Raw genomic sequence first — 18,554 nt, 5'->3', positions numbered from 1 at the left:
AGCCGTGTAGATGAATCGGACAGGCCACCCTCGGGTGGCCTGTTGTTTTTACGCCCCGGGAGGGGGTGGGCTGTTTGCTTCCGGCCTTGCCCTGGCTTAAGGTCGGGGGCCGTCCCTCCACCCTGGAGCCTTCATGTCCTGCCTGCATCCATCCTACCCGCAAGGGCACTTCACCGCGCTGCACTGCCACCCCCGGGCCCAATACTGCTACCTGCACGACGGGGGCGGCATCATCACGGGGCGCGGGGAGGGCGAGCTGCTGGTGGCGGGCCAGATCTGCTTCATTCCGGCGGGCTGGGAGCACGAGTTTCGCGTGCTGCGCCGATCCCGGCTCTCCCTCCTCTATGTGCCGACTTCCGCCCGCACGACCTTCGGCCCCTTGCAGGCCAGTCCGCTGCTGGCGGGCCTCTTCGCCCGCCTGCCCGAGCTGGCGGAGGGGGAGGCGCGGGACGCCTATCTGAGGGTGCTTGATCACGAACTGGAGCGCGCCGATCCGCTCGCGGCGCGTATTCCCCTCGCCGGGGAGCTGGACCCGCGCTTGCTGCGGGTGCTGGACAGGGTGTGCCAGGCGCCCGCCATCCATCTGACGCTGGGGGCGCTGGCGGCTGACTGCGGCGCCTCGGTGCGCACCCTCAACCGGCTCTTCCTCCAGCATCTGGGATGCAGTTTTCGCCAGTGGCGGGAGCAGGTGGTGCTGGGGCAGGCGCGCCAGTTGCAGCACCGGGAGCTCACGCTGGCGCAGATCGCCGATCGGCTCGGCTACGAGGATCCCGGCGCCTTGTCCCGTGCCCTCCAGCGCCTTGCCCGGCGCGAACCGGCGGCCTGAGGGCGCGTCGTCTGCTTCTTGTCCGCCAGGCAGTATCTGCGGGTTGGCGGCAGTCAGCGCCGCGAGCCGATATCCGCATCCTCCTTGCTGCCTGCCAGCAGACAGGTCACCTCGTCGGTGTGGCAGAGCCGATCGCCGCGAAAGGTGAAGAGGCCGCTCACCTTGCAGACCAGGGTGTCGCCATCGTGGCGGGTGGCCCTGACCAGATGGGTCGAGTGGACCCGCTCACCCAGCGCCATCGTGGCGACAAACTCGATGTTCGCCCCGGCCAGATGACGGCGCAGCGCGGCGATGTGCTGGCGAAACGCCGGGTAGTCGAGCCATTCGCCGTTCACCTCCTGGCAGTAGTCGGGGGTGAACCAGGCGTCGAGTTCGGTCAGGGGGAAAGCGGGATCGCAGATGACGCGCCGCAGGCAGGCTTTCAGTCGTTCGGTGTGGTGCATGGGGTACTCCTGACATGGTGGATGGAGGGGCCAGCATAGGTCAGGGGGCGGACAGGGGAGAGGGGTAAAGGCGCCATCATGGCGGTCGAACGCGCCATGATGGCCAGAGATCAGCCGAGGCTCTCCCCCTCATACAGGGAGAAGCCCATGTCCTTGCACCTGGTCGCCAGCGGCTGGCCGCCGAGGCGGGCCAGCAGCATGATGGCGGCTTCGCGGCCGATGGCCTCGCGGGGAGTGACTATGCTGGCGAGCTTGGGGGTCATGGCGTGGCCGATGTCGAGGGCGTTGCTGCCGGCGATGGCCACCTGCTGGGGCACCGGGATCCACCTGGCCTGGCATTGCAGCAGGGCGCCCACCGCCAGGTCGTCGTTGGTGCAGAACAGGCCGTCGAGATCGGGGAAGCGCGCCATGGCCTGGGCCAGCAGCTCCCCCCCCAGGGTGAAGCTGGAGGATTGCTCCGTCAGCAGGTGCTGGCCGGTCAGGCCGAAATCGGCCATCGCCTGGTAGTAGCCTTCCATCCGCAACTGGGTGCGCACGTCGAGCCGGGCGCCGAGGTAGATCACCTTGCGCCGTCCCCGGCGCAGCATCTCTGTTACCATGGCCCGGGCGGCGGCCCGGTGATCCATGCCCACCACCATGTCGATGGGAGAGAGCGGCAGATCCATGGTCTCCACCACCGGAATGCCGGCGGTGGCGATCATCTTGCGGGTGCGCTCGGTGTGCTGGGTGTCCGAGAGGATGAGCCCGTCCACGTTGTAGGAGAGCAGAGACGCGACCTGCTCCTCTTCCCGCTCCGGGCTGTAACCGTAGTGGGCGAGCAGGGTCTGGTAGCCGGCGGGCCGGGTCACCGCCTCTATGCCGTGGATCACCGCCGAGAAGACCTGGTTGGAGAGGGAGGGGATCAGGATGCCGATCGCCTTGCTGGTGGCGTTGGAGAGCATGTCCGGTGCCCGGTTCGGGATGTAACCTAGCTCCTCCACCGCCGCGGCGATGCGCTCGCGGGTCCCTTCGGCCACGGCCTGGGGATCGCGCAGGTAGCGGCTGACGGTCATCTTGGTGACTCCGGTCAGGTCGGCGATGTCCTGCAGGGTGGGGCGGCGCTTGCGGGTGTCGTTCATCTGGGGATCCGGCAAAAAATGTTACAGGTAACATTACCGTTTTTGCGCAACAAAGTCAGCATATGACGCCATCAACAGGGGGCACGGGATGACCAAGGGCAGGTGTTTCGAGGGGATCCACTTCGAGCAGCAGGAGGTGGAGGGGGAGCTGTTTCAGGGGTGCCGCTTCATCGGCTGTCACTTCTCCTGGCTCGATCTCGGGGAGAGCCGCTTCGTCGACTGCAGCTTCTATGACAGGGAGCGGGAGCTGGGTTGCCTGTTTCAGGGCTGCGATCTGCGGGAAGCGAGCTTCCTGCGCTGCGATCTCACCCTGGCGGACTTCGGCCGCAGCCAGTGTCTGGGGCTGGAGATGTGCGACTGCCAGGCCATGGGGATCAACTTCGCCCACGCCAGCTTCGCCAACCGGATCACTGCCAAGAGCTACTTCTGCGAGGCCCACCTCACCGGCAACAACTTCAGCTATGCGAACTTCGAAGGCTGCCTGCTGGAGCGCTGCGAGCTGACCGGCAACCGCTGGCAGGGGGCTAGTCTGCGGGGCGCCTCCCTGGCGGGCTCGGATCTCAGCGGCTCCGAGTTCGGGCAAATCGACTGGGCCAGCTTCAACCTGCAGGGCTGCGACCTGCGCCAGTGCGATCTGTCCGGGCTGGATCTGCGCCGGGTCAACCTCGCCGGGGTGCAGATCAATGAAGATCAGCAGCAGGGGCTGCTGGAGCAGATAGGCCTGGTGGTCTTTCCCTGAGGGGATGGAAAAAGAGGTAATTTTTCATCAACGGGTGCAGTTCGTGGCGGCTGCGCCCTTCACCATGAAAAAGCCTGCGCAAGGCAGGCTTTTCGTTGTGAGGAGCCGGGGTGTCAGCGTCTGGCCAGCCACTTGGTGGGGTTGATGGCTTCGCCCTGATAGCGGATCTCGAAGTAGAGGCCGGAGCGCTCCTGCCCGCCGCTGTCGCCGACCAGGGCCACGGGCTCTCCCTGTTCCACGTTCTGGCCCACCTGGCGCAGCAGCGACTGGTTGTGACCGTAGAGGCTCATGTAGCCGCGGCCGTGGTCGATGACCAGCAGCATGCCGAAGCCGTCCAGCCAGTCCGCATAGACCACCTGGCCCGGTGCCACGGCCTTGACCTGGGTCCCTTCGCTGGCGCCTATCAGGGTGCCCTTCCACTTCAGCTCGGCGGTACGCGGCGAGCCGTAGGAGATGAGGATGGGGCCCTGCACCGGCCAGCGCAGGTTGCCACCCGTGCTGAGGCCGCCATAGCCGTTGCTGCTCGCCTTGGCGCTGTTGCGGGCGGCCGCTTGCTGCTTCGCCACCTGCTCCTGCTGCTCGCTGACCCTGCGCTGTTCGGCGGCGAGCCGTTGCTGCTCGCCGACCTGCCGCTGCTGGGCCGCGATCCGCTGCTGCTCCTCAATGCGTTTCTGTTCGGCGGCCAGGCGCTGTGCCTCCAGCCGGCGCTGGCGCTCCTGCTCGGCCTTGATCTTGGCGAGGCGCTCCCGCTCGGCACGCTCGCGTCGCTCCTGCTCTTCCCGCTGGCGACGCAGCTCCTCCAGCCGCGCCTTCAGCGCCTTTTCCGCCTTGACCAGCCTGGTCAGTTTCAGCTCGTCGTTTTGCACCGATTGCTGCAACTGGTTGCGCACCTTGGCGCGGCTCTGCTGGCTGGCCAGCAGGCTCTGGTGATGTTGCTGCTGTTCGCCGAGCAGGGTCTGCAGCCGGGTCTCGGTCTCTTTGGTGGCCAGCTGGTTTTTCGCCAGCTTGTCGCGGGTGGCGCGCAGGGCCTCGATGGCCTCGATGCGGGCCTTGTTGAGATAGTCGAAATAATCGAGGGCGCGGCTCAGCTTGGCCGGATCCTGCTGATTGAGCAGCAGCTTGAGGTAATCGTGGTTGCCCGCCTGGAAGGCGCTTTCCGCCTGCTTGGCCAGCAACTGTTTCTGGTGTTTTGCCTGTTGCTCCAGCGCCAGCTTGTCCTGCTGCAGGGAGGCCAGCTTCTGCTGGTTCTGCTTGAGTTGCAGCCTGGTCTGGTCGAGCTTGGCGGCGGCGGCCGAGATGGCCTGCTCGTCAGCCTTGAGCTGGGTGTTGAGCTTGGCCAGCTCCTGCTTGCTGAGCTTGAGGGTCTGCTGCTGTTCCTTGATCTGGGACTGCATGGCCCCGAGCTGCTGGTTCGCAGCCTGGGCCGTGCCGCCGATCAGGCAAAAAAACAGCGCGCCGGCCAACAGGCCGACGCGACTGGTTTTCTGTGAAATCACTTCGCATCCCCGCATGGGGCAGGATTATTTCAGAATCATCAGGGGCTTGCCAGTCATTTCCGGCGGTACCGGCACACCCATCAGGGTCAGCATGGTCGGGGCCAGATCGGACAGTTTGCCGCCTTCCACCACCTCGGCCTTGCGACCGAAGTAGATGAGGGGAACGGGCAGATTGGTGTGGGCGGTGTGGGCCTGACCGGTCTCTTCGTCCATCATCTTCTCGGCGTTGCCGTGGTCGGCGGTGATCAGGCACTCGCCACCCACTTCCGCCAGGGCGTCGGTGACGCGACCGATGCAGTGGTCGACCGCTTCACAGGCCTTGACCGCGGCATCGAACACCCCGGTGTGACCAACCATGTCGCCGTTCGGGTAGTTGCAGATGATGACGTCGTACTTGCCGCTCTTGATGGCCGCTACCAGCTTGTCGGTCAGCTCTTCGGAGCTCATCTCCGGCTGCAGGTCATAGGTGGCCACTTTCGGGCTTGCCACGATTTCGCGATCCTCGCCGCTGAAGCAGGCCTCTTCGCCACCGTTGAAGAAGAAGGTGACGTGGGCGTACTTCTCGGTCTCGGAGATGCGCAGCTGGGTCTTGCCCTGCTTGGCCAGCCATTCACCCAGGGTGTTGACCAGGGCGGTGGGCGGGTAGGCACAGGCGGTCTTGATGTCGGCCGCGTACTCGGTCAGCATCACGAAATTCAGGGCCGGGGTGGCGGTGCGGGCGAAGCCGGTGAAGTCGGTGTCGACGAAGGCGCGGGTGATCTCGCGGGCGCGGTCGGCACGGAAGTTCATGAAGATCAGTGCGTCGCCATCTTCCATCGGTGCAGCGTCGCCGATGCGGGTGGCCTTGACGAACTCGTCGTTCTCGTCGCGGGCATAGGCGGCGGCCAGCGCGTCGGTGGCGTTGTCGGCGGTGAATTCGCCCTTGCCCAACGTCATCAGATCATAGGCCTGCTGTACGCGATCCCAGCGGTTGTCGCGGTCCATGGCGTAGTAGCGGCCGATCATGGAGGCGAAGCGACCCTTGCCCAGTTTGGCAAACAGGGCGTCGAACAGCTCGATGGAGGACTGGGCACTGCGCGGCGGCACGTCGCGGCCATCCAGGAAGGCGTGGAAGTAGATCTTCTCGGCGCCACGCTTGGCGGCCATCTCGATCATGCCCATGATGTGCTCTTCGTGGCTGTGTACGCCACCCGGGGACATCAGACCCATGATGTGCACGGCCTTGCCCTTGGTCACGGCGGCGTCGACAGCCTTGCCGATCTCAACGTTCTGGAAGAAGACGCCTTCCTGGATGTCCTTGGAGATGCGGGTCAGCTCCTGATAGACGACACGACCGGCACCGATGTTGGTGTGGCCCACTTCGGAGTTGCCCATCTGGCCGTCCGGCAGACCCACGTCCAGGCCGGAGCCGGAGATCAGGGTGCTGGTGTAGTCACGGGCTAGGCGATCCAGGTTGGGGGTCTTGGCGGCAGCGACGGCGTTGTACTCTTGCTTGGTGCTGTAGCCCCAACCGTCCATGATGACCAGAACCAGCGGTTTCTTAGCTGTTGACATAAGGCTATGTCCTCTCGGATAGGAATGAATTGCGGGAAGTGAAACTAGCGTAATATTACTACATCTGCCGAAATAGTCACCTGATAGCCAAGTCCCTCTCCAGCCTCGGTTTTTAACTGTTATCCCGCTGTTTTAGGCATGTTGCCGGCTTGTCTGCCGCGGCGGGTTTTCCTCTGTGGCCCTCCTCTTTTCGACATGGAGCAGCCTCTCGTACGGCCCGGTTGGAGGAGGAAGAATCGGGGGCAATCCCTGATGGGAGCTTGCTCTCGCTTTGCCGCCAAGATGGCTGATCTTATGCAGGGCCCCATGTATACTCGGGCCCTTGTCTTGGTCCCTGGATAGTAGAAGATGCAAGAGTATTTGGATTTCGCGGCCCGCAACCCGCTGCTGACCGCAGCCTGGCTGGGCCTGGCAGGCACTCTGGTGTATACCACTGTGCGTGCTCGTTTTTCTCCGGTGAAGGCGGTCAACAACCACGCCGCCACCCTGCTTATCAACCGTGAAAATGCCACCGTCGTGGACATCCGCAGTCAGGATGAATTTGCCAAGGGCCATCTGGCCGGGGCCCATCATCTGCCGCTCGCCCAGATCCAGGCGAATAATCTGGGTCCGGTTGAAAAGCACAAGGATGCCCCCATCATAGTGGTGTGCGAGTCGGGGATGACCGCTGGTGGCGCGGGTCGCCAACTGAGCAAGGCCGGTTTCAAGCAGGTGTATGTGCTCAGCGGTGGCATGGCCCAATGGCGTGCAGACAATCTGCCGGTGACCAAAAAACGCTGATTTAAGGGCCTGCGCCCACTCATTATCTTAAAAAGGAATCAAACGAAATGGCTGACGAAATCAACAACCAGGAAGTGCAACCGGAATTCCACATCCAGCGTGTCTACACCAAGGATGTCTCCTTCGAAGCCCCGAATACCCCGCACATCTTCCAGAAAGAGTGGCAGCCGGACGTCAAACTGGACATGGACACCAAGACCAATGTCCTGGCCGACAGCGTCTATGAAGTGGTGCTGACCCTGACTGTCACCTGCAAGCTGGAAACCGAGACCGCCTTCCTGTGCGAAGTGCAGCAGGCCGGCATCTTCACCATCGGCAACCTGCCTGAGCCGCAACTGGCCCACTGCCTGGCGGCCTTCTGCCCGAACATCCTGTTCCCCTATGCCCGCGAAGCGGTGTCCAACCTGGTGAGCAAGGGTTCCTTCCCGCAGCTGAACCTGGCACCGGTCAACTTCGACGCCCTGTTCGCCCAGCACATGGCGCAGGTACAGGCCCAGCAGGCGACTGCGGAAGCCTGATAATGGCCGACCAGATCGCAATCTCGGTCCTGGGGGCGGGGTCTTATGGCTCCGCCCTGGCCATTTCTCTGGCGCGCAACGGTCATCCGACCCTGCTGTGGGGCCATGACCCCGCCCATGTCGCCGAGCTGGAACAGGATCGCTGCAACAAGGCATTCCTGCCGGATGTCCCCTTCCCGGCCGATCTGCAACTGACGGCGGATCTGCAGGCGGCGGTGCAAGCCGCTCCCGTGCTGCTGCTGGTGGTGCCGAGCCATGTGTTCGGCGAGGTGCTGGCCAGGGTCAAGCCCTTCCTGCGCCCGGATACTCGGATCGCCTGGGCGACCAAGGGGCTGGAGCCGGACAGCGGTCGTCTGCTGCAGGAGGTGGCGCGGGAGGTGCTGGGGGATGCCATTCCGCTGGCGGTCATCTCTGGCCCCACCTTCGCCCGCGAGCTGGCTGCCGGTCTGCCGACCGCCATCTCGGTGGCCTCCACCCACGACGACTTTGCCGACGATCTCTCCCACCTGCTGCACTGCGGCCGCTCGTTCCGGGTCTATACCAATCCGGACTTCATCGGTCTGCAACTGGGTGGGGCGGTCAAGAACGTCATCGCCATCGGTGCCGGTCTCTCCGACGGGCTCGGCTTTGGCGCCAACGCCAGAACCGCGCTCATCACCCGGGGGCTGGTTGAGATGCAGCGTCTGGGCGCCGCCCTCGGGGCCGATGCCAAGACCTTCATGGGGATGGCGGGGCTCGGGGATCTGGTGCTGACCTGCACCGACAACCAGTCGCGCAACCGCCGTTTCGGCCTGGCGCTGGGAGCGGGCAAGTCGGTTGACACCGCCATGACCGAGATAGGCCAGGTGGTGGAAGGCTATCGCAACACCAAGGAGGTGCATCTGCTGGCGGCCCGCTGTGGCGTCGAGATGCCCATCTGCGAACAGATCTTCAAGGTGCTCTACGAGGGCAAGAACCCGAAAGAGGCGGCCATCGCCCTGCTGTCGCGAGACAAGAAGGACGAGTGATCTGCCTGCCGCAGCATGCAAAAGGCCCCGCCAGTTTAAACTGACGGGGTCTTTTTCATGATGGGGTGGCGCATTCGTTGGATAGCAAAAGGCCCCGCCAGCTGGCGGGGCCTTTTCTTTGCCGCAAGAAGGAAAATCAGTAGTAGGAGTGGTCGCCGCGCTGGTGCTCGGTGGCATCTTTCACGCCGTTGAGCTCGCCCGGGAATTTCTCCAGCAGCTGCTTCTCGATCCCCTCTTTCAGGGTGTAGTCGACCATGGAGCAGCCGTTGCAACCGCCGCCGAACTGCAGGATGGCCAGCTTGTCGTCGGTCAGCTCGACCAGGGTGACCTTGCCGCCGTGACCGGCCAGCATGGGGTTCACCTCGGACATCAGCACGTATTCGATGCGATCGATCAGGGGGGCGTCATCGGCCACCTTGCGCATCTTGGCGTTGGGCGCCTTCAGGGTGAGCTGGGAACCCATCTGATCGGTGACGAAGTCGATGGTGGCATCCACTAGGAAGGGGGCGCTCAGGGGATCGACCAGGCAGTCGAAGCCGCTGAAGGGCAGGTGCTGATCTTCCGGATCGACCGCGTCGGGTGGGCAATAGGATACGCCGCACTCGGCATTCTGGGTTCCCGGATTGACCACAAACACCCGGATGTTGGTGCCATCAGGCTGCTTCTCCAGCAACTTGCGGAAGTGGGCCTGGGCGGTGTCGGAAATGCTGATCATCACTATCCTCATAAACCTGAGTGTACGACTAGGGTATTCATGATAACTCGCTTGGCGGGGCTTGGGTAGCGTGCCGATGGCGAGCTTGTGAGCTTGGGCGTATCGGAATCATGCCGCCTCCAGTCTCGTCGGCCGGTTCCGCGCCAGGCTATGCGGGGTATCTGAGGGTACGGCAGATGGCCCACACCTCCACCCTGGTGACGCCGCTCTCATGGAGCAACCGGGTGAGCTGACCTGCGGTCGCTCCCGTGGTCACCACATCGTCGAGCAGTGCCACATGCCGGTAGTGGTGAGGCGCCATTTCGAAGGCGCCGCGCAGGTTGCGCCGCCGCTGGCCGGCACTGAGCCGGGTCTGCTGCGGGGTTGCCCTGACCCGGCGCAACAAGCGGCTGTCACAGGGAATGCCGATGAGCTCGCTCAGGGCCCGGCCTATCTCCTCTGCCTGATTGAAGCCGCGCCCCCACTGGCGCCACCAGTGCAGGGGGACCGGAATGATGGCCTGTGGCGGGTCATCGAGATTAAGGTGGTCGGCCAGCACGCGGGCGAGCAGCGGTGCGAGCAGGATCTGACCGGAATATTTCAGCCGGGAGACGAGCAGGGAGTAGGGTGCCCGGTAGTCGCCAATCACCTGCAGCCGCTGCCAGGGGGGCGGACGGCGCTGGCAACGTCCGCACACCAGGCCGCTCTCTGCATATTGCTCCGGTAGCGGTGCCGCACACAGCCGGCACTGCCAGCCATCCTGGTGCAGGGCCTGCCGGCACCAGGAGCACAGCAGAGGCGCCTCGTCACAGGGTTGGCGGCAGAGCAGGCACAGGCCCAGCCAGTCGGCCCGGGTGCCGAGGATCGGACTTGCTTTGGCGAGCAGCCGCTTTAACATGCAGGCTCCAAGCAGATAAACAGGGATCTTGAGTCTAGATGAGCGTATCGGTTGAGCGGTTTGGCCAGGGCCCGGACCTGGTGTTGTTGCATGGCTGGGGCATGAACGGGGCCGTCTGGCACGGTATCGCCCAAGAACTGGCTGCCCACTATCGGCTGCATCTGGTGGACCTGCCCGGCTTTGGCAACAGCCCCCTGCAAGAAGGAGCAGACTACACCCTGCCCTGGCTGGCAGAGCAGGTGGCGGCCGTCTTGCCGGAAAAATGCCATCTGCTCGGCTGGTCCCTCGGTGGTCTGGTGGCGAGCCAGCTGGCCCTGACCATGCCTGAGCGCCTCCACTCCCTCATCACGGTAGCCAGCTCCCCCTGCTTCATGGCCCGGGATCAATGGCCGGGCATAGCTCCCAAGGTGCTGGCGGGGTTCAACCAGATGCTGGCGGGCGACTTCATGCAGACCATAGAGCGCTTCCTGGCGATCCAGGCCATGGGCAGCGAACATGCCAGGAACGACATTCGCCAGCTGCGCCACTGGCTGGCGGAGCGGCCAGCCCCCCGGCTTGCCGCCCTGGAGGCGGGTCTCGGCCTGTTGGCCGAGGTCGATCTGCGGGATCCACTGGTCGGCCTGGATCTGCCCTGGCTGCGCCTCTATGGCAGGCTGGATACCCTGGTGCCCAAGGCGGCCATCCCCTTGCTGGACGAGCGCTATCCCGGAAGCCGGAGCCGGGTACTGGACAAGGCCTCCCATGCCCCCTTCATTTCTCACCCCGAGTATTTCATCACCCTGCTGCGACAGTTCATTGGCTGAGATGTGAGCGACTGGCTTCAATAATGCCCCGGGTTGGTGGATAATTGGCCAACCCCATAGAGGAGTGTGCCAATGCGTATCGAATCAGCCATGACGGCGGGCGTGCAGGGATTCCAGCGGGCGGAGCAGTTGGCCGGCCAGGCTTCCAGCCAGATTGCCCGCCTCAATACCCCCGCCGGTGAGCGGGTGGAGCTGCCCGAGGAGCTGGTCAACCTCAAGGTGGCCGAGCAGCAAGCCGGCGCCTCCGCCAAGGTGATCCAGACCGCCAGCGACATGCTGGGCACCCTGATCGATATCCGGGTGTGAGATGAATATCAACGTCAGCCTGCCGTCGCTCATTCCCAACCAGCTGCAGCCGCAGACGGAATCGGCACAGACTGACAACCGCCGCGCGGAGCTGGTGCCTCCCAGCCGCCAGAGCGAGGCCTTCGGTGCCGAGTCCGGCGTCGGCTCCCAGAAAGAGAGATCCCGGGCCGCCCAGGCCAATTCCGCTACCCCATCCCCGTCGACGAAAGAGAGTGGCCAGGCCGGTCCCGCGCCGGTGGCGCACCGTTTTGTCGAGGCAACGGGGGAGGAGGGGGAGCGTCGACAACGTCAGGATGGCGAACAGCAGAAGCAGCAGCGTCAGGTGGCTGCGCTGGTCGAGCGGGATCTCGAGGTGCGCAGGCACGAGCAGGCACACCAGGCGGTCGGCGGTGAGCATGCGGGCAGCCCCAGCTACCAGTTTTCCCGTGGGCCGGATGGCAAGCGCTATGCCACCGGGGGGGAGGTGGTCATCGACATGGGGACCATTCCCGGGGATCCGGCAGCGACCATCGCCAAGATGCAGCAGGTGCGTGCCGCCGCGCTGGCGCCGGATGAGCCGTCGTCACAAGACCTGAGCGTCGCCCGCGCCGCTTCCGCCAAGGAGGCCAGGACCCGCCGGGAGCTGATGGTGCTCAGGCAGGAAACCATGGGGCCGCTCGGTGCCTACATGGACAATCGCAACCAGGTGATTGCCAGGCACTACCAGCAAGCGGTGAGGCCGGCGTCTCCTCACAGCCTGAGTCAGGACGTCTGAACAGGTCGTCGCTGAGGGTGGTGCAGAGATGAAAAAGCCCCTTGCGGGGCTTTTTGCATTTTCAGGGGCTTATTTCTTCAGCCTGGAGAGGGCGGCGGCGAAGGCATTGCCCATGGCGCCATCGGTCGGGGGGCTCTGGCGTGGTGCCGGTTTCGGTCTGGGGTTGCCAGTGTGACGCGGCTCGGCCGGTTTGCGCGCCGGCTGGCCGGCCTTCTCGTCCAGACGCATGGTCAGGCTGATGCGTTTGCGCGGCACGTCCACCTCCAGCACCTTGACCCGCACTATGTCGCCCGCCTTGACCACCTCGCGGGGATCCTTGACGAAGCGGTCGGTCAGGGAGGAGATGTGCACCAGGCCATCCTGATGAACGCCGATGTCGACGAAGGCGCCGAAGTTGGTGACGTTGGTGACTACCCCTTCCAGCACCATCTCGGGCACCAGGTCGCTGATTTTCTCCACCCCTTCCTTGAAGGTGGCGGTCTTGAACTCGGGGCGCGGGTCTCGGCCCGGCTTGTCCAGCTCGCCGATGATGTCGGTGACGGTGGGCACGCCGAACTGCTCGTCCGTGTAGTCGGAAGGCTTGAGGGTGCGCAGCAGGCTGCTGTTGCCGAGCAGGCTGTCGACGGTCTGTTCCAGTTTGGCGAGGATCCGCTCCACCACAGGGTAGGACTCCGGGTGTACCGCCGAGCCGTCCAGCGGGTTGCTGCCGCCGCGAATGCGCAGGAAGCCGGCACACTGCTCGAACGCCTTGGGTCCGAGGCGGCTGACTTTCAGCAACTGCTGGCGGCTCTTGAAGGCGCCGTTCTCGTCCCGGTAGGCGACGATGTTCTGGGCCAGGGTCTGGGAGAGGCCGGAAACCCGGTTCAGCAGGGCGACTGAGGCGGTATTCACATCCACACCCACCGCGTTCACGCAATCCTCGACTACCGCATCGAGCCGGCGGGCCAGCTGGCTCTGGCCGACGTCGTGCTGGTACTGGCCGACACCTATGCTCTTGGGGTCGATCTTGACCAGCTCGGCCAGGGGATCCTGCAGGCGACGGGCGATGGAGACGGCGCCGCGCAGGGAAACGTCGAGATCCGGGAACTCCTGGGAGGCGAGCTCGGAGGCGGAGTAGACCGAGGCCCCGGCCTCGCTCACCACGATTTTCTGGGCCTTGGCGGCCGGGTAGCGCTCGAACAGGTCGCTCACCAGGCGGTCGGTTTCCCGGGAAGCGGTGCCGTTGCCGATGCTGATGAGTTCAACCCTGTGCTTCTGGCACAGCTCGCTCAGGGTCTTGAGACTCTGGTCAACCTGGCGTTTGGGCTCGAACGGATAGATGGTCGCGGTGTCGACCAGCTTGCCGGTGGCATCCACCACGGCCACCTTGACCCCGGTGCGGATGCCGGGATCCAGCCCCATGGTGCAGCGCATGCCGGCCGGCGCCGCCATCAGCAGATCCTTGAGGTTCATGGCGAATACCTTGATCGCCTCCTCTTCTGCCGACTCGCGGATGCGGCCGATGAGTTCGGTCTCCATCTGGAGCGACAGCTTGATCTTCCAGGTCCAGCTCACCACCCCCTGCAGCCACTTGTCGGCCGGGCGGTGTTGCAGGTTGAGCCTGAGGTGATGGGCGAGGATCCCCTCGCAGGGGCTGGCGCTCTCGTCGTCGCCGGCAACCAGCGCCAGGTTGAGGATCCCCTCGTTGCGGCCGCGCAGCATGGCCAGCACCCGGTGGGAGGGGGCCTTGTGCAGGGGTTCGTCGTGTTCGAAGTAATCCTTGAACTTGGCCCCTTCCTGCTCCTTGCCGGCCACCACGCGGGCACGCAGGGTGGCGTTCTGCCACAGGTAGTCTCGCAGCTTCTCCAGCAGATCCGCCTGCTCGGCGAAGCGCTCCATCAGGATGTAGCGGGCGCCGTCGAGGGCGGCCTTGCCGTCGGTGATCCCCTGCTCGGCATTGAGGAAGCGAACCGCCTCCTGCTCGGGATCTTTCATGGGGTCCCCCAGCAGCAGGTCGGCCAGCGGTTCCAGCCCCGCCTCGATGGCCATCTGCCCCTTGGTGCGGCGCTTGGGCTTGTAGGGGAGGTAGAGATCTTCCAGCCGGGTCTTGCTGTCGGCGTCGTTCAGCTCGCGGGCCAGCTCGGGGGTCAGCTTGCCCTGCTCCTCAATGGAGCGCAGGATCACCTGGCGGCGATCCGCCAGTTCGCGCAGGTAGCCGAGGCGGCTCTCCAGGGTACGCAGCTGGCTGTCGTCCAGACCGCCGGTCACCTCTTTGCGGTAACGGGCGATGAAGGGGACGGTGGCGCCTTCGTCCAGCAGGCGAACGGCGGCCTGCACCTGTTCCGGGCGGGCATTCAGCTCACCGGCAATCTGATGTTCTATTACGTGGCTTTGCATCGAGGGTCTCTGGTGGTCGGGTCCTGTCTAACTGGCCAGCGCGGGGCGATGTCGCCGTACAGGGGGTCTGTCCTAGCGATACTCAAGGTACCAGCCAGGCCGCTGCCGCGCGGGCCGGTTGGCGCCGCAAGGCGCCGGGTGTGAGCACTATATGGGGTCGGGCAGCGGGATGCCACTCCGGCAAAAACGACGTGTGTCATACCCGGTGGGCGGGCATGTTGGGTCTCTCCTAGCCTCGTCAGCCGATTTCGCAGTCTGGGCCGGCGCTGGCTTATTTGGGATAGCTGATCTCATTGACGTACCAGCAGGCGTCACCCACTGGCGTACGCACCATGGCCTCGTCGCCCACCTCCTTCTTGAGCAGGGCGCGGGCCATGGGGGAGTCGATGGAGATGTAGTCCTTGCGACCGAAGATCTCGTCGTAGCCGACGATGCGAAAGCGCTTGGCCTCGCCTTCGTCGTTCTCGACCTCGACCCAGGCGCCGAAGAACACCCTGCCCTCCTGGGAGGGGGAGTAGTCGACTATGGTCAGCTCTTCCAGGCACTTGCGCAGGTAGCGAACCCGGCGGTCGATCTCCCGCAGGCGCTTCTTGTTGTACTGGTAGTCGGCATTCTCGCTGCGATCGCCGAGGCTGGCCGCCCAGGCCACCTTCTTGGTGACGTCTGGCCTCTCCTCCCGCCAGAGCATGTCGTGCTCCTGCCTGAGCCGGTTGTAGCCTTCACGGGTAATGAGTTTGGTTTTCATGGGGTTATCACTCCCTGGCGCATTGCATCTGTTTGCACGGGATCTTAGCCATTGCCGCCGCCCTGTCGAGCAAAAAGCGTGGCCGGAGCAGGACTGGCAGGAGCGTAGAGAGCCCGTCCAGCCCGGATACAGGGTAATAACCGGTAACATATTTATGCTTTGTGGTTGCAGGGACGCGCCCTAGTATGAGCGGAGACAGAGAGGAGAGGCGGCAATGAGTCAGCAATACAAGGTCCTGGTGGTCGACGACGACCTGAAATTACGTTCCCTGCTGGAGCGCTACCTGACCGAACAGGGGTTCGTGGTTCGGGGCGTCGCCAATGGCGAACAGGCCGACCGCCTGCTGACCCGTGAAAACTTCAGCCTGATGGTGCTGGACCTGATGCTGCCCGGGGAAGACGGTCTCTCCATCTGCCGCCGCCTGCGCGAGGCCGGCAACCAGATCCCGGTGCTGATGCTCACTGCCAAGGGGGACGAGGTGGATCGCATCGTCGGGCTGGAGATGGGGGCCGATGACTATCTGCCCAAGCCGTTCAATCCGCGGGAGCTGCTGGCCCGGATCCGTGCCGTCTTGCGCCGCCATACCGTCGAGCTGCCCGGTGCCCCCTCCGCCGCCGAGAAGATGGTGACCTTCGGTGCCTATCAGCTCAACCTGGCGACCCGGGAGCTGAGCCGGGACGGCGAGCCGGTCTCGCTGACCAGCGGCGAATTTGCGGTGCTCAAGGTGCTGGTGAGCCATCCCCGCGAGCCGCTCTCCCGCGACAAGCTGATGAATCTGGCGAGGGGTCGCGAGTACACCGCCACCGAGCGCAGCATAGACGTGCAGGTTTCCCGCCTTCGCCGCCTGCTGGAGCAGGACCCGGCCCAGCCCCGTTACCTGCAGACCGTCTGGGGTCTGGGCTATGTGTTCGTGCCGGACGGTGAGAACGCATGAAGAAGGTGGGCAGCATGTTCTCCCGCATGCTCTGGTTTCTGGCCGCCGTGCTGGTGGTCTATCAGTTTGTCTCCTACGCCACCTTCTACAACTACCTGCTGGCCCCCACCGTCAAGCAGATCAGTCACCTGCTGGCCAACCAAGTCAAGCTCATCTTCCCGGTGGACAGCAGTCAGCTGGCCCTGAGCGAAGATGCCGAGGCGCTGGTCTATGTGGCGACCGGCAGCGACATCTACACCCAGAGCGAGGCGGAACAGCACGGGCTGAACGACTCCAAACCCTATCCCTATCTGGAGGAGAGCATCAGCCGCGAGCTTAAGGGGGAGACCCGGGTCAGGGTGGAGATCCAGGATCACTACATCATCTGGATCCAGCCGCCCCAGGCCAGCCAGATGTGGGTGCGTATTCCGCTGACCGAGATCGAGGATGACGACATAGAGCCGCTCATCCTCTACATGAGCGTGCTGCTGGTGGTGACCCTGTTCGCGGCCTGGCGCTTCGCCCGCCAGTTGGTGCGACCGCTGGAGGATCTCGAGGCGGGGGCCGTGGCGGTGGCCCGAGGCAACTTCCCCGATGCGCTGGACGAGCAGGGCTCTCGTGAGGTGCGCCGCCTGACCCGCACCTTTAATCACATGTCCAGCTCCATCAAGGGGCTGATCGAGGAGCGCAATCTGATGATGGCGGGGGTGTCCCACGATCTGCGCACGCCCCTGACCCGCATCCGCCTGGCCACCGAGATGATGTCTTCCGAGGATGAGTATCTCAAGGAGAGCATCAATGCGGACATCGACGAGTCGAACGGCATCATCGATCAGTTCATCGACTACATCCGGCCGAGCGAGGGGCTGGATGCCCATCCCGTCGACCTGACCCGGCTGATCCACGATGCGCTCCTGATGCAGACCGATCAGGGGCTGGAGGTGGAGGTGCTGTTGCCTGAGACGGCGGTGCGGGTCGTCTGTCACCCCATCAGCATGCGCCGCATCCTCAACAACCTGTCGGGCAATGCGCTGCGCTATGGTGCAAGCCGGCTGCAGGCCGAACTCAGGGATGACGGTCACTGGGTGCGGCTGCGACTCTCTGACAACGGCCCGGGGATAGCAGAAGAGGACTACTCCCGGGTGCTCAAGCCCTTTACCCAGGGCAATGTGGCCCGCACCGGCGGCGGCAGCGGCCTGGGGCTGGCCATTGTCGCCAAGATAGTCTCCCAGCATCACGGCACCATCAGGCTGGGACGATCCGAGCTGGGGGGCCTGCTGGTGGAGATCCGGCTACCCAAGAATCAGCCGCTGGAGTGGATGGACTGAGCGAGGGGCGTATCCATGGATACGCCCTTTGTATGTCAGGCTTGCGGCTCGCTTGTCTTGCGGTAGCGCCTGCCATATTTCAGCTGCTGGATCAGCAGGGCTGCGACGATCAGCGCCAGCCCGATGGGGGTGGCCGGGTGGATGGTTTCGCCGATCAACAGGTTGAGCAGCACCAGGGAGGCAAACGGCGAGATGAAGATAAGGTTGCTGATGGGCGCCGTGTTGGTGGCATGGCGCAGCGCCATCAGCCAGAGCACGAAGCCGAAGCCCATCTCGAACAGCCCCACATAGATGGCACCGGCCCAGCCCTGCCAAGCGGTCATGGCGAAGTCGGAGAGCAGCCAGGTCGCCGCGACGATGAAGGGCAGGCTGATGAGGAAGCCGAGCAGCAGGCTGACGACGGGATCCCCCTGATTGCGGGTGTTGAGGATCCAGTAGCCGGCCCAGATAAGCGTCGAGACCAGGGCCAGTGTTACCCCGAGCGGACTGTCGAACTGCAGGCCGAACACATCCCCCCTGGTGGCGATCACCAGGGCCCCGAAGTAACCGAGCACGATGGCGACGCAGTCGCGGCGGCGCAGCGTCTGACCGAGGAAGGGGACGGCCAGCAGGCTGAGGGTGATGGCCCAGGTGTAGTTGAGGGTCTGGGCCTGTTGGGCCGGCAGCAGGTCATAGGCCTTGAACAGCAGCAGGTAATAAAGGAAGGGATTCAAGGCCCCCAGCGCCAGATAGTAGAGGGGGCGGCCCTTGATGTAGCCGAGCAGTAGCGGCAGTTTGCCCTGGTAGGCAACGATCACCCCCAGCGTCAGGGTGGAGGTACAGGCCGCGACCAGCAGCAGTTGAACCGGCTCGAAGTAGGCAAGGGAGATCTTGAAGGCGCTGGCGACCGTCGACCAGAGGGCGACGGCGCAGAGCCCGTACTGGTAGGCTTTTTTCTGATTCTTGAGCATAGGGGTGACTCCGCAGACAGAGGCGAGGACGCAGTCTATCAGCCCGTTTGCAACATTGTCGTTACCGGTTTTCGAGGGGGGAGCGAGGATGCGCCACGAGATCCATCCGCCACACAAAATTGCGCACAATCTGTCCGCCTTCTCTTGCGTGAATTGAAAAAATCCGTATAATCCCCTCCGCTTGCCCATGAGGCAGCCAGACGATATGTCTGCTTGCTGAGCTTCCCGTTTACGTGTCGCCAGCCATACAGTCCTCCCGATATGGGAGGAAACGTGAAAAATCGCACCTCTGGCGGGAGTAATCTC

At 64.3% G+C, this 18,554-nt stretch carries 19 protein-coding genes; 10 read left to right on the top strand and 9 right to left on the bottom strand.

Features of this window, described 5'->3' with window-relative positions:
• Positions 1 to 133: 133 nt before the first annotated feature.
• Positions 134 to 826: an AraC family transcriptional regulator gene (locus R2B70_RS18925; RefSeq protein WP_318162218.1), complete on the top strand. Its 693-nt coding sequence runs from the start codon at positions 134 to 136 to the stop codon at positions 824 to 826.
• A gap of 53 nt (positions 827 to 879) precedes the next feature.
• Here the strand turns inward: R2B70_RS18925 and R2B70_RS18920 are convergent, their stop codons facing one another.
• Entirely contained in the window at positions 880 to 1,269 is a 390-nt protein-coding gene (locus R2B70_RS18920; RefSeq protein ID WP_318162217.1) for a nuclear transport factor 2 family protein, read from the bottom strand.
• Positions 1,270 to 1,379: 110 nt separating this feature from the next.
• Entirely contained in the window at positions 1,380 to 2,387 is a 1,008-nt protein-coding gene (locus tag R2B70_RS18915) for a substrate-binding domain-containing protein (RefSeq protein WP_202041467.1), read from the bottom strand.
• Between the two features lie 88 nt (positions 2,388 to 2,475).
• Here R2B70_RS18915 and R2B70_RS18910 point away from each other — a divergent pair, with 88 nt between their 5' ends.
• A complete protein-coding gene (locus tag R2B70_RS18910; RefSeq protein ID WP_318162216.1) occupies positions 2,476 to 3,126 on the top strand; it encodes a Qnr family pentapeptide repeat protein in 651 nt (216 codons plus the stop codon).
• Between the two features lie 113 nt (positions 3,127 to 3,239).
• Here the strand turns inward: R2B70_RS18910 and R2B70_RS18905 are convergent, their stop codons facing one another.
• The gene (locus tag R2B70_RS18905) at positions 3,240 to 4,637 is read right to left on the bottom strand and encodes a peptidoglycan DD-metalloendopeptidase family protein (RefSeq protein ID WP_318162215.1); all 1,398 of its coding nucleotides are present in this window, start codon (positions 4,635 to 4,637) and stop codon (positions 3,240 to 3,242) included.
• A 9-nt stretch (positions 4,638 to 4,646) separates the two neighbouring features.
• Positions 4,647 to 6,176 (bottom strand): 2,3-bisphosphoglycerate-independent phosphoglycerate mutase, encoded by a 1,530-nt coding sequence (gpmM, locus tag R2B70_RS18900; RefSeq protein WP_219143327.1) that lies wholly within the window; start codon positions 6,174 to 6,176, stop codon positions 4,647 to 4,649.
• Positions 6,177 to 6,524: 348 nt separating this feature from the next.
• On the opposite strand from gpmM, the gene R2B70_RS18895 reads away from it, so the two are divergent.
• The 3 genes from R2B70_RS18895 to gpsA are packed head-to-tail and all read left to right on the top strand — an operon-like array spanning position 6,525 to position 8,481.
• Entirely contained in the window at positions 6,525 to 6,956 is a 432-nt protein-coding gene (locus R2B70_RS18895; protein ID WP_010672546.1) for a rhodanese-like domain-containing protein, read from the top strand.
• 47 nt (positions 6,957 to 7,003) lie between these two features.
• Positions 7,004 to 7,474, top strand: a complete 471-nt coding sequence (gene secB, locus R2B70_RS18890) for a protein-export chaperone SecB (RefSeq protein WP_010672547.1) — start codon at positions 7,004 to 7,006, stop codon at positions 7,472 to 7,474.
• 2 nt (positions 7,475 to 7,476) lie between these two features.
• Positions 7,477 to 8,481 carry an NAD(P)H-dependent glycerol-3-phosphate dehydrogenase gene (gene gpsA, locus R2B70_RS18885; RefSeq protein ID WP_318162214.1) on the top strand — a complete coding sequence of 335 codons (1,005 nt, stop codon included), beginning with the start codon at positions 7,477 to 7,479 and terminating at the stop codon, positions 8,479 to 8,481.
• Positions 8,482 to 8,617: 136 nt separating this feature from the next.
• Here the strand turns inward: gpsA and nfuA are convergent, their stop codons facing one another.
• Entirely contained in the window at positions 8,618 to 9,196 is a 579-nt protein-coding gene (nfuA, locus tag R2B70_RS18880) for a Fe-S biogenesis protein NfuA (protein WP_010672549.1), read from the bottom strand.
• 148 nt (positions 9,197 to 9,344) lie between these two features.
• Positions 9,345 to 10,073, bottom strand: coding sequence for a ComF family protein (locus tag R2B70_RS18875; protein WP_318162213.1), 729 nt, complete (start codon positions 10,071 to 10,073; stop codon positions 9,345 to 9,347).
• Between the two features lie 38 nt (positions 10,074 to 10,111).
• Here R2B70_RS18875 and bioH point away from each other — a divergent pair, with 38 nt between their 5' ends.
• The 3 genes from bioH (at position 10,112) to R2B70_RS18860 (ending at position 11,936) form a co-directional block, all read left to right on the top strand.
• On the top strand, positions 10,112 to 10,876 hold the full coding sequence (gene bioH / locus R2B70_RS18870; protein ID WP_318162212.1) for a pimeloyl-ACP methyl ester esterase BioH: 765 nt from the start codon (positions 10,112 to 10,114) through the stop codon (positions 10,874 to 10,876).
• A gap of 72 nt (positions 10,877 to 10,948) precedes the next feature.
• A complete protein-coding gene (locus R2B70_RS18865; protein ID WP_209794886.1) occupies positions 10,949 to 11,182 on the top strand; it encodes a flagellar basal body rod C-terminal domain-containing protein in 234 nt (77 codons plus the stop codon).
• 1 nt (position 11,183) lies between these two features.
• The gene (locus tag R2B70_RS18860) at positions 11,184 to 11,936 is read left to right on the top strand and encodes a putative metalloprotease CJM1_0395 family protein (protein WP_318162211.1); all 753 of its coding nucleotides are present in this window, start codon (positions 11,184 to 11,186) and stop codon (positions 11,934 to 11,936) included.
• Between the two features lie 69 nt (positions 11,937 to 12,005).
• Here the strand turns inward: R2B70_RS18860 and R2B70_RS18855 are convergent, their stop codons facing one another.
• Positions 12,006 to 14,312 carry a Tex family protein gene (locus tag R2B70_RS18855; protein ID WP_318162210.1) on the bottom strand — a complete coding sequence of 769 codons (2,307 nt, stop codon included), beginning with the start codon at positions 14,310 to 14,312 and terminating at the stop codon, positions 12,006 to 12,008.
• 271 nt (positions 14,313 to 14,583) lie between these two features.
• Complete coding sequence (gene greB, locus R2B70_RS18850; protein ID WP_042078424.1) at positions 14,584 to 15,057, bottom strand: transcription elongation factor GreB; 474 nt, start codon at positions 15,055 to 15,057, stop codon at positions 14,584 to 14,586.
• Between the two features lie 214 nt (positions 15,058 to 15,271).
• Between greB and ompR the strand changes: the two genes are divergently transcribed.
• Together ompR and envZ are read left to right on the top strand one after the other, a co-directional pair.
• Positions 15,272 to 15,991 carry a two-component system response regulator OmpR gene (gene ompR, locus R2B70_RS18845; RefSeq protein ID WP_216991237.1) on the top strand — a complete coding sequence of 240 codons (720 nt, stop codon included), beginning with the start codon at positions 15,272 to 15,274 and terminating at the stop codon, positions 15,989 to 15,991.
• Entirely contained in the window at positions 15,988 to 17,298 is a 1,311-nt protein-coding gene (gene envZ, locus R2B70_RS18840) for a two-component system sensor histidine kinase EnvZ (RefSeq protein ID WP_318162209.1), read from the top strand. The genes ompR and envZ overlap by 4 nt, the downstream gene beginning before the upstream one ends.
• A 35-nt stretch (positions 17,299 to 17,333) precedes the next feature.
• Here the strand turns inward: envZ and R2B70_RS18835 are convergent, their stop codons facing one another.
• Positions 17,334 to 18,248 (bottom strand): DMT family transporter, encoded by a 915-nt coding sequence (locus R2B70_RS18835; protein ID WP_318162208.1) that lies wholly within the window; start codon positions 18,246 to 18,248, stop codon positions 17,334 to 17,336.
• Between the last annotated feature and the right edge of the window lie 306 nt (positions 18,249 to 18,554).

The organism is Aeromonas sp. XH (assembly GCF_033348475.1).
GTDB classification, from domain to species: Bacteria; Pseudomonadota; Gammaproteobacteria; order Enterobacterales; family Aeromonadaceae; genus Aeromonas; species Aeromonas sanarellii.
Note: the sequence above shows the minus strand (reverse complement) of the source record. Positions and strands in the feature narration are given on the sequence as shown.

Excerpts from the sequence above, each read along its gene's own strand:
- R2B70_RS18925 (WP_318162218.1), top strand. The coding sequence starts at position 134 with ATGTCCTGCCTGCATCCATCCTACCCGCAAGGGCACTTCACCGCGCTG.
- R2B70_RS18905 (WP_318162215.1), bottom strand. The coding sequence starts at position 4,637 with ATGCGGGGATGCGAAGTGATTTCACAGAAAACCAGTCGCGTCGGCCTG.
- gpsA (WP_318162214.1), top strand. The coding sequence starts at position 7,477 with ATGGCCGACCAGATCGCAATCTCGGTCCTGGGGGCGGGGTCTTATGGC.
- ompR (WP_216991237.1), top strand. The coding sequence starts at position 15,272 with ATGAGTCAGCAATACAAGGTCCTGGTGGTCGACGACGACCTGAAATTA.
- bioH (WP_318162212.1), top strand. The coding sequence starts at position 10,112 with ATGAGCGTATCGGTTGAGCGGTTTGGCCAGGGCCCGGACCTGGTGTTG.
- greB (WP_042078424.1), bottom strand. The coding sequence starts at position 15,057 with ATGAAAACCAAACTCATTACCCGTGAAGGCTACAACCGGCTCAGGCAG.
- R2B70_RS18910 (WP_318162216.1), top strand. The coding sequence starts at position 2,476 with ATGACCAAGGGCAGGTGTTTCGAGGGGATCCACTTCGAGCAGCAGGAG.
- R2B70_RS18860 (WP_318162211.1), top strand. The coding sequence starts at position 11,184 with ATGAATATCAACGTCAGCCTGCCGTCGCTCATTCCCAACCAGCTGCAG.
- R2B70_RS18920 (WP_318162217.1), bottom strand. The coding sequence starts at position 1,269 with ATGCACCACACCGAACGACTGAAAGCCTGCCTGCGGCGCGTCATCTGC.
- gpmM (WP_219143327.1), bottom strand. The coding sequence starts at position 6,176 with ATGTCAACAGCTAAGAAACCGCTGGTTCTGGTCATCATGGACGGTTGG.
- R2B70_RS18915 (WP_202041467.1), bottom strand. The coding sequence starts at position 2,387 with ATGAACGACACCCGCAAGCGCCGCCCCACCCTGCAGGACATCGCCGAC.
- envZ (WP_318162209.1), top strand. The coding sequence starts at position 15,988 with ATGAAGAAGGTGGGCAGCATGTTCTCCCGCATGCTCTGGTTTCTGGCC.
- R2B70_RS18875 (WP_318162213.1), bottom strand. The coding sequence starts at position 10,073 with ATGTTAAAGCGGCTGCTCGCCAAAGCAAGTCCGATCCTCGGCACCCGG.
- secB (WP_010672547.1), top strand. The coding sequence starts at position 7,004 with ATGGCTGACGAAATCAACAACCAGGAAGTGCAACCGGAATTCCACATC.
- R2B70_RS18835 (WP_318162208.1), bottom strand. The coding sequence starts at position 18,248 with ATGCTCAAGAATCAGAAAAAAGCCTACCAGTACGGGCTCTGCGCCGTC.
- R2B70_RS18855 (WP_318162210.1), bottom strand. The coding sequence starts at position 14,312 with ATGCAAAGCCACGTAATAGAACATCAGATTGCCGGTGAGCTGAATGCC.
- R2B70_RS18865 (WP_209794886.1), top strand. The coding sequence starts at position 10,949 with ATGCGTATCGAATCAGCCATGACGGCGGGCGTGCAGGGATTCCAGCGG.
- nfuA (WP_010672549.1), bottom strand. The coding sequence starts at position 9,196 with ATGATCAGCATTTCCGACACCGCCCAGGCCCACTTCCGCAAGTTGCTG.
- R2B70_RS18895 (WP_010672546.1), top strand. The coding sequence starts at position 6,525 with ATGCAAGAGTATTTGGATTTCGCGGCCCGCAACCCGCTGCTGACCGCA.